Origin of the sequence: Clostridium sp. 29_15, from assembly GCF_001916075.1 — a bacterium.
GTDB classification, from domain to species: Bacteria; Bacillota; Clostridia; order Clostridiales; family Clostridiaceae; genus Clostridium; species Clostridium lentum.
The window spans coordinates 66990-83259 of sequence record NZ_MNRT01000022.1 but is presented as its reverse complement, the minus strand read 5'-3'; the positions used below and the strand labels follow the sequence as shown (position 1 = coordinate 83259).

12 protein-coding genes and 1 CRISPR repeat array are annotated in these 16270 nt (G+C 26.1%); of the genes, 11 read left to right on the top strand and 1 reads right to left on the bottom strand.

Annotated features, from left to right (window positions below):
* The first annotated feature begins 266 nt into the window (after positions 1–266).
* The 11 genes from cas6 to BHW04_RS04255 all read left to right on the top strand — a co-directional run bounded on the left by cas6 (position 267) and on the right by BHW04_RS04255 (position 15293).
* A complete protein-coding gene (gene cas6, locus BHW04_RS04305) occupies positions 267–995 on the top strand; it encodes a CRISPR-associated endoribonuclease Cas6 (protein WP_302699013.1) in 729 nt (242 codons plus the stop codon).
* 12 nt (positions 996–1007) lie between these two features.
* Entirely contained in the window at positions 1008–2360 is a 1353-nt protein-coding gene (gene cas8a1, locus BHW04_RS04300) for a type I CRISPR-associated protein Cas8a1/Csx8 (RefSeq protein WP_302699011.1), read from the top strand.
* Complete coding sequence (gene cas7i, locus BHW04_RS04295) at positions 2360–3238, top strand: type I-B CRISPR-associated protein Cas7/Cst2/DevR (protein ID WP_368072953.1); 879 nt, start codon at positions 2360–2362, stop codon at positions 3236–3238. The genes cas8a1 and cas7i overlap by 1 nt, the downstream gene beginning before the upstream one ends.
* A 24-nt stretch (positions 3239–3262) precedes the next feature.
* The gene (cas5, locus tag BHW04_RS04290; RefSeq protein WP_302699009.1) at positions 3263–4351 is read left to right on the top strand and encodes a CRISPR-associated protein Cas5; all 1089 of its coding nucleotides are present in this window, start codon (positions 3263–3265) and stop codon (positions 4349–4351) included.
* A 48-nt stretch (positions 4352–4399) separates the two neighbouring features.
* Positions 4400–6670 (top strand): CRISPR-associated helicase Cas3', encoded by a 2271-nt coding sequence (gene cas3, locus BHW04_RS04285; RefSeq protein WP_302652678.1) that lies wholly within the window; start codon positions 4400–4402, stop codon positions 6668–6670.
* 8 nt (positions 6671–6678) lie between these two features.
* Positions 6679–7173, top strand: coding sequence for a CRISPR-associated protein Cas4 (locus BHW04_RS04280; protein WP_302699008.1), 495 nt, complete (start codon positions 6679–6681; stop codon positions 7171–7173).
* A gap of 11 nt (positions 7174–7184) precedes the next feature.
* The gene (cas1b, locus tag BHW04_RS04275; RefSeq protein WP_302659900.1) at positions 7185–8177 is read left to right on the top strand and encodes a type I-B CRISPR-associated endonuclease Cas1b; all 993 of its coding nucleotides are present in this window, start codon (positions 7185–7187) and stop codon (positions 8175–8177) included.
* Between the two features lie 10 nt (positions 8178–8187).
* Positions 8188–8466 (top strand): CRISPR-associated endonuclease Cas2, encoded by a 279-nt coding sequence (gene cas2, locus BHW04_RS04270; RefSeq protein ID WP_302652681.1) that lies wholly within the window; start codon positions 8188–8190, stop codon positions 8464–8466.
* A gap of 177 nt (positions 8467–8643) precedes the next feature.
* A CRISPR array of direct repeats spans positions 8644–11248; the repeat unit is 30 nt; unit sequence ATTTTAATAGAACCATAGTGGAATGTAGAT.
* 698 nt (positions 11249–11946) lie between these two features.
* The gene (locus BHW04_RS04265; protein WP_022168902.1) at positions 11947–12987 is read left to right on the top strand and encodes a nucleoid-associated protein; all 1041 of its coding nucleotides are present in this window, start codon (positions 11947–11949) and stop codon (positions 12985–12987) included.
* 65 nt (positions 12988–13052) lie between these two features.
* On the top strand, positions 13053–14009 hold the full coding sequence (locus BHW04_RS04260) for an Rpn family recombination-promoting nuclease/putative transposase (RefSeq protein ID WP_302632240.1): 957 nt from the start codon (positions 13053–13055) through the stop codon (positions 14007–14009).
* A 120-nt stretch (positions 14010–14129) separates the two neighbouring features.
* A complete protein-coding gene (locus BHW04_RS04255; protein WP_302699006.1) occupies positions 14130–15293 on the top strand; it encodes a DUF1002 domain-containing protein in 1164 nt (387 codons plus the stop codon).
* Positions 15294–15349: 56 nt separating this feature from the next.
* Here BHW04_RS04255 and argF read toward each other — a convergent pair whose 3' ends face one another.
* Positions 15350–16270 (bottom strand): ornithine carbamoyltransferase, encoded by a 921-nt coding sequence (gene argF, locus BHW04_RS04250; RefSeq protein WP_186834476.1) that lies wholly within the window; start codon positions 16268–16270, stop codon positions 15350–15352.

Below are 16270 nucleotides of genomic sequence, written 5' to 3'. Positions count from 1 at the left end.
ACCTCTATTATAACAAAAAACTATAGTTTAAAAATACTATAGTTTTGTTCCATGTTCCAATATGGACTATTAATTTTAATAATGTTTTAAAAGAATAATATAGATTCTTAATTAATCTACATTCCAATATGGTTCTATATAACTATAATATCAAAAAGCTCTTAAAAATCAAAAAATATAATAAAGAAAATTTATATATATAAATTCTAAATTATGGATTGACAATATAAAATTTTAAATATATCCTTAAAAGAGGAGGTTTAAATATGAAAAGTTGTATGATTTTTGAAATAAAGTTTAATAAATTAAATATTGATTTTCGGAGATACTTTATAAGTTGGATAAAAATGATGCTAACAATATGTAATGAAGGAAAATATTTTGAAGAATATTACAAAAATACTAAATCAAAACCGTTTACATTCGCTATAGCATTTGAGAATCCAAAGTTTAGTAGGGACTATGTTACATTTGATAATAATATAGTGAAAATGTATTTTTCTGTATCTGATGAAAATAGAGCAGGTCTAATATTACAAAATGGATTTTTAAAGATGAAGGGAATTAATTTTAAATTATCAGAAAATAATGAAATGAAACTTGTAAGTGTAAGGAGATTAAATGAAAAATTAATAATGTCAGATAGAGCTTTGTTTAAAACATTATCTGGAAGTTCTGTTGTTGTGCGTGATCATAATAGAAAAACTAATAAAGATAAGTATTTTACTGTGGAAGATGAAAATTATATAAATGAACTAGAAAAAAATATAAAAGTTCAATGTGAAAAAGCGGGCTATACCTTAGAAGATATAAAAAAAATAAAAGTAAATGAAGTTAATGGTCGTAAAATAGTAAGCAAAAATTATGATGTATATATTGATAGTGTATCAGGTGTATTTGATATATCAGCCACGTCGGAAATTTTACAGTATTTATATACTGTAGGTTTAGGTTCCAAACGTTCTGCTGGATATGGAACCATTGATTTAGTATAGAGGGGGAAGAATGTGAAGATAAAGTTAGAGAATCAAAAATTTAATACTTGCTTAGAAACTTCTGACTGGAGATATTCGGCAGCTATTAATGGTTTGGTTGAATACTTTCAGTATTATGAAAAAGATAATGTAGAATATGAAATAAAAAACGATTGTCTTTTTTATAATGAAGAAGATATAAATGAAGAAAGATATTTAGAATTTGCTGAAGATTTTTATAAAGATGATATGCATCATAAAATAATTGAAAATATGCTTCAAAAGGAGGAGTTTTCAGATGCAGATATTAAGGACATAAATGACAAACTTAAAGCAAATACAATATTAAAAAAAGTATTTGGGAAAGTAAAATTTGATGGTAAAAATTCAGATGAAATATTAAATATTATATTAAAAAATAAGAGTGTACTGATTAAAGAAACATTTAAAAATAAAAATAATCTCTATGCAAATTATTGCAATACAAATAGCTTATTTTCTAATGAAGGACAATGTTGTAGGCTTGTAGGATATTATATAGATACAGGGAAAAAAGGAAAATCTATTTCTTATAATTTTAATAAAAATAACTATGTTTATGAAGATGATATAGTCTTTGATTTTATTTTATTTGGTTTTAATGGTAAAAGAGAAAAGTTTTTCATTAATGACAATATTACCATTGATAATTTAATAAAAAGCAATAATACTTACAAAAGTTTAGTGGAAAAATCAGATATAAAAGATGGGATGTCAGATTCAAAAAAAATATTATTTAATAATATTATAGAGTTAGATGATTTTATTAATTCAGATATAGAAGTAATTTCAAAAAAACAAGAAAATGATTTCTTCGAGACTTTATATATTAGAGAAGCGAGCATAGAATGTCTTAAAAAAATAAAAAGCTTTTATAAAGTGTTTAATACGGTAAAGAAGATTACTGATGATTATTGGATAAATGTATATGATGAAGTAATTGATTGTATATTAAATGAAGTAAGGGTAGATAAGCTTATTGAAATGTTTTTAAAAGAAAATGAAAGAAGTTATGTTGTTTCAAAATTAATTGATGTAAATATAATTATTGAAAATGGAGGAGAGGTTATGGAAAAAAGAACTAAGGCAGCTTATGCATCAGCTAAGGCTGTGGTAGAAAAAATACCAGAAAATAAGTTAACAAGTTATAGACAAAAATTAACTAGTGCTATTGTGTTTAGAGATTATGATAGATTTTGTGATATATTATTACAATTATCTAATTATTCAGATGTATCATTTGATTTTGCATATGATTTATTTGAGGATTTTGAATCAAATAAAGATGTAGCATATAGTTTTGTTAATTCATTAATTAAGAAGGAAAATGATGGAGGTAAAGAATAATGGGAAAAAGTATTACATTAACTGTGGTAGCAAATATGACATCAAATTATGGGGAAGGTTTAGGAAATATAGCAAGTGTACAAAAGGTATATAAAAATAGAAAGGTATACTCCATAAGAAGCCGTGAAAGTATGAAAAATGCAATTATGGTTCAAAGCGGAATGTATGATGATTTACAAACAGATGTAAGTGGTGCAACTCAAAAGAAAGTGAATGAAGAATTAAATGTTGCTAACTGTAGAGCTTTAGAAGGTGGATATATGAATACTACAGGATCTACTTTTATAAGAAAAAGCTCATTTTATTTAACTGATGCAATTAGCTGTGAAAGCTTTGTAAATGAAACAAGATTCCATAATAATTTATATTTAGCACAAAATCAAGCAGCATCTAAGGGAATAAATCTACAAGATTCATCAAAAGAATCAGGGTTAATGCCATATCAATATGAATATGATAAAGCATTAAAAGTATATAGCATTACCATTGATTTGGATATGATAGGTAAAGATGAAAACTTTAAAGTAGAAGCAGATAATAATGAAAAAGCTCATAGAGTTAATGCAATATTAGATGCTATTGAAAACTTAACTTTGACAGTAAAGGGTAATTTAGACAATGCTGAACCTGTTTTCGTAGTTGGAGGATTATCAAATAGAAAGACACATTATTTTGAAAATGTTGTTAAAGTGGAAAATGAAAAATTAATTTTATCTGATGATTTAAAAGAAAAAATATCATCAGAATATAGTGTAGCATTATTAAAAAGTAATGTATTTAACAATCAAGCTGAAATTATTAAAGAATTACAACCAAAAAGTATAGTTACTTTCTTTAATGAACTTAAATCTGAAGTTAAAAACTATTATGGAGTTTAATGCAGAGGCAAGGTTGGTGATTAAATGAAAGCTCTAAGAATAGTATTAACTCAGACCAGTGCTAATTATAGGAAAGAAGAAAGTGATAAAAATAAAATGACATATCCTCTACCTCCTTTTTCTACAATTATTGGTGCAATTCATAGTGCATGTGGATTTACAGAATATAAGCCTATGGATATAAGTGTTCAGGGAAATTATAAATCAATGCATAGAGAGCCATATACTGATTACTGTTTTTTAAATTCAGTTTTTAATGATAGAGGTATATTAGTTAAAATGGCTAATGATTCAACGCTATCAGGTGCTTATACAAAAGTAGCATCAGCAAAAAAATCTATGGGAAATGATTTTAGAAAAGGAGTTACCATAGAGGTATTTAATGAAGAGTTATTAAAAGAATATCGTGATTTATTAGATTTAAGAGATTATGCTGATAAATTTAATAAAGAAAGATTAAAGTCAGTTTTAGATTTAATTAAGATAAGAAAAAAGAAATTAGCTAATAAAAAGAAAACTTTAGATAAAAAAGACAAGAAGTATGAAGCTGTAGTTTTAAGAGAAAAAGAAATAAAAGCTTTAGAAAAAGAGATTAATAGTAAGTTTAAGAAATATAAAGAAGAAAATTTTGAAGCTCCATACTCAAAATTCAAAAGCCTTGTAACTTCTTTAAAATATTATGAAATATTAAATGATATTGAGCTTATAATTCATGTTAGGACTGATGAGGAAATATTAGAAATTATACATAAAAATATATACAATATTAAGTCAATTGGTCGCAGTGAAGATTTTGTAAATATAAAAGAAGCTGAAATAGTAGAACTTAAAGAATTTAATGAAAGAGTAAAAAGCAAAAACTCTGCATATTTATGCTATGAAGATGTATTAGAAAAAAATATATCAGTAAAGAAAAAGAGTGGTGGAAGAATATGCGGAACAAAGTATCATATAAATAAAGATTTTACTTATGAAGATATAAATAATAAATTAATTAGACGATTTAATAAGTGTAAAGTAATATATACTTCAAATTATTCTATTAAAAATACAAAAGAAAATTTATGGATAGATGAAGCTATCAATGAAAAATATATAGTTAATTTTATTTAAATTTATGCAGCAGTACTTTTGTGCTGCTGTATTATTAAGGAGAATTATATGAAATATGGTGAGAAACTTGCTAAACCTGATAAAACAATTAAACAGCATACAGATGAGTTATTAGTTCAGTTGGATTTATTAAAAGATTATGGATATATAAAAGATAATCATATTTATATGTTAGCTAAAGAAGCTTGTATAAATCATGATATAGGAAAAGTAAATGATTATTTTCAAAAAAGAGTTAATAGTGAAAATGGGAAAAAATTAAAGTTTAATTTAGATAAAGAAGTTCCTCATAATATTTTATCTGGATTTATGATGAGTCAGGAAGATTTTGATAATGAAAAAGATTATGCTATTGTATTACATGCTATAATAAATCATCATAATTATGTAGATGTTTGTGATTATGTTTATGATGATAAGTATGAGGAACTTATAGAAGATACATTAGATGAATTAGGGTTTGATGTTGATATAATAGATGTAAGAGATAAATTTATTGAAAATATAGAGGATAATGATGCTGTATTGGTTAAGGGTTATCTTCATAAATGTGATTATAGTGCCAGTGCAGGTTATGATTGTGAATATAAAAATGATTTTTTAGAAGAAAATTTGAGTAAATTTCTTCAACGTATGAAAGATAAAAACATCACAAATAATTGGAATCCAATGCAGAAATATTGTTTAGAAAATAAAGATAATAATATTATTGTGGTAGCTCAAACTGGTATGGGAAAAACTGAAGGAGCATTAAATTGGATTGGAGATAATAAGGGATATTTTATTCTACCATTAAGAACAGCCATTAATGCTATGTATAAAAGAATTTCAAATGATATTATTGAAAGTAAAAATATAAATGATATAAATAAAAAAGTCTCAATATTACACTCAGCATCATTAGAATACTATATTCAACAATTTGAAAATATAAGTGATAATGAATTTTATGAAATTGAAGAATATGAAAAAGAGGGAAAGCAGTGGTCTATTCCGCTTAATATAACAACTATGGATCAATTATTTGATTTTGTATTCAAATATCAGGGATATGAATTAAAACTAACAACGCTATCTTACTCAAAGATAGTAGTAGATGAAATACAAATGTATGATCCTGCACTTCTAGCTTACTTAATATATGGCTTACAAAGAATAAGCAAATTAGGTGGAAGAATAGCAATAGTTACAGCAACATTACCTCCTTTTATAAATGATTTATTAATAGAAAATATTAATTTTAAAGAAAAAGTAGAGTTTGTTAATGATGAAATTAAAAGGCACAATGTTGAAGTTATTGAAAATAAAATATCAGCCATAGATATTTTAAATAAATATACTCTTAATGAAGAAGGAAATAGTAATAAAATATTAGTTATATGTAATACAGTAAAAAAAGCACAGCAGCTATATTTAGAGTTAAAAGATATGCTTGAAGAAGAGGGATTAGAAGAAAGTTTGCATATTCTTCATAGTAGATTTATTAGAAGTGAAAGAAAAAATTTAGAAGATGAAATTAAAGACTTTGGTAAAACTTATTCAGATGATAAGAATAAAATAATTGATAAAGCTTCAGGAATATGGATTTCAACTTCATTAGTGGAAGCAAGTCTTGATATAGATTTTGATTATTTATTTACAGAATTACAGGACTTAAATTCACTATTCCAAAGATTTGGGAGATGTAATAGAAAAGGTGTAAAAGATAATTCTAAGACTAATTGCTTTGTTTATACAGAAATAGATAAAGAAATAATTAAAAGAGGAAATAAAGGTTTTATTGATAAAACAATGTATGAATTATCTAAAAAAGCATTAAGCAATGTTAATGGATTAATAAATGAAAGTGAAAAACTTAGATTAATTAATGAATTATTTACTACAGAGCAATTAAAGGATAGTGATTATTTAAAGAGTTATAGAAAAGCTTATAATAAAATAAGAGATATAATACCATATAAATTTGATAAAAGTGATATACAATTAAGAGAAATTTATTCTGAAGATATAATACCAAAACCTATATATGATAAGTATTTTGATGAAATAGATAAACTAGAAAGTTTATTAAGTGATAGAAATTTAGATAGGGCAGAAAAAATTAAAAATAAAGAAAAGTTAATGTCATATACAGTTTCTATTCCTGGATATGAGGTAGAAAAGTATAAAAAAGCTGTAATTAAAAATAAAGCGGAATTATGTAGTGATATTAGAATCAATAATAGAGAAAAAATAAAAGTTATTGATTGTAACTATGATGAAAAAGGTTTTTTTAGTAAGGAATATACTATACAAAGTGGAGAAGGGGAATTTTTATAGGTAAATATATGGAAAAAGAGATAACAGGTGTTATGTTTTATTACTATTATGTGTGTAAAAGAAAGCTTTGGTATTTTTATCATGAAATTACAATGGAACAAAATAGTGAAAATGTATTAATTGGAAAGCTTTTAGATGAAGAATCTTATAGTAGAAATGATAAGCATATTAATATAGATAATGTTATTAATATTGATTATATAAAAAGTGATAAAGTATTGCATGAAATTAAGAAAAGCAGAAAGATAGAAGAAGCCAGTATAATGCAGGTTAAGTATTATTTATATTACTTAAAGAAAAAAGGTGTAGATGGTGTTACTGGAAAAATTGATTATCCTCTTCTAAAGCAGACTTTAGATGTGTTTTTAGAGGATGAAGATATTGAAGAAATTGAAATTGTCTTAAAGGATATAAAGGGAATTGTCAATGAAAAAGTACCTGGAAATATTGTAAGTTGTAGTGTATGTAAAAAATGTTCTTATTATGATCTTTGTTTTATATAGGAGGTGACATAATGAAGAGAAGTTTTTATATTTATAATGATGGAATGATGCAGAGAAAGGATAATACAATAAGATTTGTTAATGAACTAGGAAGTAAAAAGGATATTCCTATTGAAAATGTTGGTGACTTATATGTAATGTCTGAAATGAATTTTAATACAAGTTTAATTAACTTGTTAGCTAAATATGGAGTAACAGTACACTTTTTTAATTATTATAGTTTTTATACAGGAAGTTTTTATCCAAGAGAGCAGTTATTGTCAGGAAGTCTTTTAGTTAAACAAGTAGAGCATTATAGTGATTATGAAAAAAGATTAGAGATTGCAAAGAAGTTTATTGAAGCTGCAGCTGATAATATCTATAGAAATTTAAGATATTATAATTCAAGAGGTAAAAATGTAAAAGAGTATATGGAAATTATAGATGACTTAAGAAAAAGGCTTCCATTAAGTACAAACATTCAAGAACTTATGGGATATGAAGGAAATATACGTAAAATATATTATGAAGCTTGGAATATAATAATTGATCAGGAAATTAATTTTGAAAAAAGAATTATGCATCCACCAGATAATATGATTAATACATTAATATCATTTGTTAATTCAGTAATTTATACAAAGGTCTTAAGTGAGGTATATATGACACAATTAAATCCTACTATAAGTTATCTTCATGAACCAAGTGAAAGAAGATTTTCTTTATGTTTAGATATAGCTGAAATATTTAAACCAATCATAGGTGATAGATTAATTTTTTCTCTTTTAAATAAAAAACAGATAACAGAAAAGAGTTTTACTAAAGGGTTAAATAGAATGCATCTTACAAAAGAAGCATCAGCACTTATACTTAGAGAAATTGACAATAAGTTGCTTACAACCATTAAGCATAAAGAATTAAATAAAGTAGTTACTTATCAATATTTAATGAGATTGGAATGTTATAAGCTAGTTAAGCATTTACTTGGTGAAAAGGAATATGATGGATTTAGGATTTGGTGGTAGGTGATTAGATATGTATGTTATTTTAATATATGATATAGCAGGAGAAGATAATGGTGGAAGAAGGTTAAATAGAGTTTTTAAAACTTGTAAAAAGTATTTAACTCATATTCAGAAATCAGTATTTGAAGGTGAACTTACAGAAGTACAAATTATGAAATTAAAAATGGAGCTAGATAAAATAGTTAAGAAGGATATTGATTCTATTATAATTTTTAAGGCAAGAAACAATAGATGGATGGAAAAAGAAATGTGGGCATTAGTTGAAGATAAATTAGATAACTTTATTTGATTGTCGACCTATAATAATGCTAAAATATATGGGGTATGACAGAAAGCTAAAATCAGCATGGTTATAGGATTTTAAAAATTATATATTTATTATACTTACAAATTAAGTATAAATTATTTTAGGTCGACAAAATAACTAGCTATAAATAGCATTATATATAGTGTTTTATAGGCACGGATTTTAATAGAACCATAGTGGAATGTAGATACAGTTTCTTTTAAGATTTCAAGTGCATTTTTCATTATTTTAATAGAACCATAGTGGAATGTAGATAAATATAATTCAGAGCCTTTCAGCGAAGATGAAGTTATTTTAATAGAACCATAGTGGAATGTAGATTTTCTGGCTTTAATGTTGTAGATGTATTTAATATAAATTTTAATAGAACCATAGTGGAATGTAGATAATATTAAAAATAAAATTAATTTTAAGTGTTACTCAATTTTAATAGAACCATAGTGGAATGTAGATCAAGCAGTTAAAGACTTTATTAGAGTTTATGGTAAGATTTTAATAGAACCATAGTGGAATGTAGATAATGTAGAATGACTTTAAAGGGCATATGCCCTTTTCATTTTAATAGAACCATAGTGGAATGTAGATGGATAAACTTTAAGTCCTTTTTAACTAACTTCTTGATTTTAATAGAACCATAGTGGAATGTAGATGGCTTATACGATTTAAGTTTTAGCATGAAAATGGGAATTTTAATAGAACCATAGTGGAATGTAGATACGATTTTATTATCATAATCTAATAATGTTACAACGAATTTTAATAGAACCATAGTGGAATGTAGATTGCACAAGATTTTAAAAATAGTACGTGTAAAGAGTCGATTTTAATAGAACCATAGTGGAATGTAGATATTAGAAGCACTCAATCGGGTACACGCTTATAGTAAATTTTAATAGAACCATAGTGGAATGTAGATATATGATATAACAATTAAAGATGGTGTGTTTTACAATTTTAATAGAACCATAGTGGAATGTAGATTTGAGTAAGTATAGGGAGAAAGACACTATATTTAATATTTTAATAGAACCATAGTGGAATGTAGATTGGTTTAGATAGCATTAGATATGGAATACAAACAGAATTTTAATAGAACCATAGTGGAATGTAGATATGTAAAAAGATTAGTTAATACTGAAATAAGTAGGATTTTAATAGAACCATAGTGGAATGTAGATCTAGAAACACTCCTTAACATACAGAGAGTAGTTACCATTTTAATAGAACCATAGTGGAATGTAGATCCAACACCACTGATTTTTAATTTAAATTTGTCGTCTATTTTAATAGAACCATAGTGGAATGTAGATGCATATGAAGCTATGAAAAATATGTTTAATATAGATGATTTTAATAGAACCATAGTGGAATGTAGATCTTATTGAATTAAAAGGTGATGAAGTAACATCTGTAAATTTTAATAGAACCATAGTGGAATGTAGATTATTAATTATTAAAAATCTTTATTCGTTATCTGTTTAATTTTAATAGAACCATAGTGGAATGTAGATATATTTACTCCAGTTACTGTAGCACCTAACTCTAAAATTTTAATAGAACCATAGTGGAATGTAGATTATTAATTAAAAAAATTTTTTGAATTATTATATTAATTTTAATAGAACCATAGTGGAATGTAGATTTGGACACGGTTGGACAAGTATTATCCTTGTTAATTATTTTAATAGAACCATAGTGGAATGTAGATTATATCATAAGGCACATCATCAGTTTTTATATGTTCATTTTAATAGAACCATAGTGGAATGTAGATTATACCCAATCGTATGCTTTTTTACATCTTGTGTGAATTTTAATAGAACCATAGTGGAATGTAGATTGATACTTCTAATAATAAATCAGCAACGTCTTTTTCATTTTAATAGAACCATAGTGGAATGTAGATAAGGGAGGCTAAACGTAAATTGGGCATTTTCATTAGAATTTTAATAGAACCATAGTGGAATGTAGATCAATTATATGTAAAGCTCGTTAAACTGTCGAATTCTGATTTTAATAGAACCATAGTGGAATGTAGATGGAGTTGATTATAAATTCCAACTTGGTTTATGTTTAATTTTAATAGAACCATAGTGGAATGTAGATCATTTTAAACATTTATATTTAGCCTCTTTGCTAAAATTTTAATAGAACCATAGTGGAATGTAGATCAATATGAAGTATTTAGTGGATTCAGATATGACTTAATTTTAATAGAACCATAGTGGAATGTAGATTTAACATTAATACAAAATAATTTATCTGATATCGAAGATTTTAATAGAACCATAGTGGAATGTAGATTTATATGATGTTCTAGTAACTAATGGAAGTATCATTATTTTAATAGAACCATAGTGGAATGTAGATACGCTCACCCCCAGCAAAAAAGTTAATAAAATGATAATTTTAATAGAACCATAGTGGAATGTAGATGTAGCAGCTTGTGTTTCTCCTTTATATAAAGTTATAATTTTAATAGAACCATAGTGGAATGTAGATGTAGACAAGAATAATCATGGATTGGATGCTCTTAGAATTTTAATAGAACCATAGTGGAATGTAGATTACATCAACTTAGGTGAAGATGATGAAGCTATGACAATTTTAATAGAACCATAGTGGAATGTAGATTTTAATTAACATACCTGCTAACCCATCAAGTCTAAGATTTTAATAGAACCATAGTGGAATGTAGATGTAGTATTATTAACTTTTTCAAATGCTGTATCTGATTTTAATAGAACCATAGTGGAATGTAGATATAAATTGAGGCTGATTTTTATGAATCTAACAAGTTATTAAGAAGTGGTATAGATAAGTATAATATAGCAGACATTATGCTGCTTGCACTAACCGTGAACGGCAGAAAGAAAGCTAATAATGAGGTTATTATTAGATATAATACTTTGATTGAATAGGTTGCAAAGGTATGATATCCTATTATTAGGAGGTATTAAATTTGCATAATGAAACAAGCGTATTCTATCTAGTAAAAAATAAGTTGAAGAATATCTTAATAGATATAAATTAATAAATAAAATTATATTTACATTAACCTATCAAATAAGAAAGATATTAAGCATTGATTAATTGTCAATGTTTTTTTGTTTGCTCAAAAATATAAACGCTACACTTTATTAAGGAGTACGTCATGGAGATTGTACAAATAAGGGAGTATACTAATAATTGATCTTTTTTAAACATCTTATTTTCAATATTATTATTTAAGTAGTCAATAATAAAAAGAATATAGTGAAAATATAGAGCCAATCTTAAATGAAAGTTGTAAATACTACAATATTTATTTATAATTAATTGAAAATTAAAAATGAATTTAATTATTATGCTTACAAATCTTAAGATTAAATACAATGAAAATGTTAATACAAGAATAGTATATTTGAGCAACTTAATTTTTCATTTTTAATTATTAATTTTTAGCATTAAGGGGTGTTTTCTTTGGAATACGTTAATGACATAAATATTCAAGAAGCAGTAATACATATATTAGATAGTAATAGTCCTGATCCAATTTTAAATGAATTTACTTTAGAGCTTACAGAAGATATATATAAGTTTTTATATAGACATATTGAAAAGTGTTTTAAAGATGAAGAATTAAAAACAGCTGTCTTTAAGGAAGAAAGAAATATAGTTAAAGAAATTGTACAGGATTATTTAAATGGTGTAGACCATGATATAGTGAATCTTTCTAAGGAACTAGCAAGACAATTATTTGCCATAATGAATGGTAATACTAATATTCCATCATGTGATTTAATTGTTGTTTCTTTAATAACAGATCAAGGACCAATGATAGGTATACTTAAAATGGATTATGTTAAAAACTATACTCATCAAGTAGATTTTGTTGAAGATAAAATAGGAATAGGAATAGTTCCACAAATGGCAGGGCTTCCAGGCAGTGGTCAAAGAATTCAAAAAGCTGCATTTATAAAGCCAATAAGAGAAGATAATAAGTTCGATTTATATGTTATAGATAAACAAAGAAAATCTAAAGACGATGAAGAATATGGTGCTAATTATTTTATGAACCATTTTTTAGGATGTTCAGTGGTGGCTAATAACAGAGATATGACAAAGACATTTTTAAAAGCTACAGAAGCATGGACAAGAAGTAATGTAACAGAAGATGCAGTAAAAGCTGAAAAAATAAGAACAGCTGTAAAAAGTAGATTAAAAGAAGATGAATCTATTAATATAGAAGATTTAGCAACTCAATTATTCCATAATGAGCCAAATGCAAAACAAGATTTTTCTACCTTTATCAAGGGTCAAGGAATTGAAGAGGAAGTATCTGTTGATAAAGCTTGGGTTGAAAAGAAATTAAAGCGTGTAAGATTAAAAATAGATAAAGATATTGACTTATATATTAATGAAGAAACTTACCATGATAATAGTAAATTTGAAATTCAAAGAAATGGTGATGGAAGTATTAATATGATAATAAAACATGTTATAAATTATATAGAAAAATAATATTAAGAATTAAAATAAAAAATGATATAATAAATTAAATAAATTATGTAATGGAGTGTTAGTATATGCCTAGAGTTTTATTAAGTCCTAAAATAGACTTTGTATTTAAGAAAATATTTGGAAATGAAAAACATCCTGAAATACTAATATCTTTTTTAAATGCAGTTATGGAGCCTATTGATCCTATAAAATCAGTACAAATTAAAAATTCAGATATAGAAAAAGAACATATAGAAGATAAGTATAGTAGGTTAGACATAAAAGCTATAACAAATAGTGGAGAATATATTAATGTAGAAATACAGGTAAAGAATGAATATAATATGATAAAACGAAGTCTTTACTATTGGAGTAAATTATATGAAGAACAAATTATTCAAGGTGATAACTATGAAAAATTAGCTAAAACAGTTTGTATAAATATATTAGATTTTAAGTATTTGAAAAATAATAGGTATCATAATGCATATAGATTAAAAGAAATTAAAACAAATGAACAGTTAACAGATGTAATGGAAATTCATTTTATTGAAATACCAAAGCTTAAAAAAGTTAAAAATTCACAAGAAATAACAGATATGCTAACAGCTTGGATAGAGTTTATAAATAATCCAGAAGGTGAAGTTATTTCTAATTTGGAGATGTCAAAAAAAGAAATAAGAGAAGCAAAAGAAGAACTAATTAGATTAAGTGCAAACTCTAGAGAGAGAAGTATTTATGAAAAAAGAAAAGAATCATTGCTAAATAAAACTAGTGCTATTATAAAAGCTACAGAAGAGGGAAGAGCTGAAGGAAGGGCTGAAGGAAGAGCTGAAGGCAGAGCTGAAGGCAGAGCTGAAGGAAGAGCTGAAGGAAGGGCTGAAGGAAGGGCTGAAGGAATAGAAGAAGGTAAGAAGAATGAAAAAATTAAAAATATAAAGAGCTTTTTACTTCTTGGTATTGATGTAGAAACTATAGCTAAAGGTACAGGAATATCTGTTGAAGAAGTAAAAAGGATAAAAGAAGAAACAAAAAATTACTAGATAAATTCAAATTAATTTTTTGTATTTTTATTAAAAAAATCTTAAAACTATTATTTAATAGTGGATAAATTTAAAAATTTATAGTAGCATAGTAATAAATTTTTAATAGGAGTGTTTTTTATGGTAAGAAATAAACTTAAGAATATGGCATTAAGTATTGCAGTACTTATGGGGCTTGGAATGGCTTCACCAGTATTTGCAAAATCAGACTATAATCCAGGTGACATATTAGCTCTAGGTTCTGACTTAACTGATGCACAAGAAGCAGCTTTAAGAAAGTATTTTAATGCGCCAGATGGCACAAATACTATATATGTAACAGATGAAGTAATCATAAAACAATTAGGTTTAGATCCAAATGATCCAGCTAATTATGCTGGTGGATGTTATTCAAGTGCATATGTAAAATTATTAGATGATAATAGTGGAATTAATGTAAAAGCTACTAATTTAACAGAAGTAACTGAAAGTATGTTGATGAATGCTTTAATTACTTCAGGAATAACAGCAGCAGATGTTAAGGTTTCTTCACCATTTAAAGTTACAGGAACTTCAGCTTTATCAGGAATACTTGCAGGTGTTGAAGAAGTTGGTGGCTTTGAAATTTCATTAAAGCAAAAGGAAGCAGCGCAAAAGGAAATTGAAACGACTGTTAAAGTAGGAGATGAAATTGGTTCAGAAGAAGCTTCTACAATAATTAATGATATTAAAACCGAAGTAATTAAAGAGCAGCCAAAAACAGAAGAAGAAATTAAGAAGATAGTTGAAAATATTACAAATCAATATAATGTGAATATTAGTATTAATGCAAAAGATTCCATTGTAAACTTAATGAGTGATGTTAATGACTTAGGTTTAGATTACTCAGAATTAAAGAGTTCTTTAAAAGAAGCAAGTAATAAATTAAGCAATAATCTTAAGGAGTTAGGAATTAAGCTAAAGGAAGAAGGTTTCTTTGAAAAGATTAAAAACTGGTTTGTAGATTTGTGGGACAAGTTTATAAATTTATTTAGAAGCAATGATAATAATGAAGAAGAAAGTAAAGAAAATGCTCCTTTAGACTTTAATCAAGAACCAATAAAAGAGCAATCTGACGATGAAAATCAAAATTTAGAAGAAGAAATTAGACCAGTGGATGATACACAAATAGGAGACACAATAACAGAAGATTCAGTAAATGATGAAAATGTAAATGAGGATACAACAACTTCAGAAGAAAAACAAGTATCTGATGATACAAATACTAACTCATCAACAATGGATTCAGAAACAATTACAAATTAATTAAAAGCTGAAAGCTGGGAATTCTTAGCTTTCAGCTTTTTCTTTATAGTGTAAAATTACTTTAGTAATTTTACAAGGACTGCTTTTTGAGCATGTAGCCTATTTTCTGCTTCTTCAAAGATAGTATCAGCATGAGCTTCCAGTATTTCATTAGTGATTTCTTCACCTCTATGAGCAGGAAGGCAGTGAAGTACTATGGTATCTTCTTTAGCTAATGTCAAAAGCTTTTTATTTACTTGATAGCCATCAAAATCTATCCTTCTTTTATCACACTCTTCTTCTTGTCCCATGCTAGCCCAGACATCAGTTACAATGACATCAACATCTTTGACAGCTTCTTCTGGAGAAGTTGTCATAAAGAAAGAAACACCATTTTTATTTGCTAATTCATGGCCTTTATTTATATAGTAAGCAGGTGGCTTATAGTCAGAAGGATTAGCAATAAAAACATCCATTCCTAAAGTAAGACATGCTACTAAAAGAGAATTACACATGTTATTACCATCACCAATATATGCTACTTTTAAGCCATCAAGAATTAATTTTTTTTCTCTAATTGTCATTAAGTCAGCTAATACTTGGCATGGATGCTCATCATCAGTTAAGCCATTTATAATAGGAATTGAAGCTACTTTTGCAAGAGTTTCTACATCTTTTTGTGAAAATGTTCTTATCATAATACCATCTAAATATCTAGATAATACTCTTGCTGTATCTTGAATAGGCTCTCCACGACCAATTTGTAAATCTTTTGAGCTTAGAAATAGAGGATGACCTCCTAATTCATACATACCAACTTCAAAAGATACTCTTGTACGAGTAGAAGCTTTTTCAAAAATCATCCCTAAAGATTTCCCCTTAAGCAAATGATGTTCAATTCCATGTTTATTTTCATATTTTAATTGATCTGCCAGGTTTAAAATATCTAAGATTTCTTCTTTAGATAAATTATCCATACGTAATAAATCCTTTTTCAT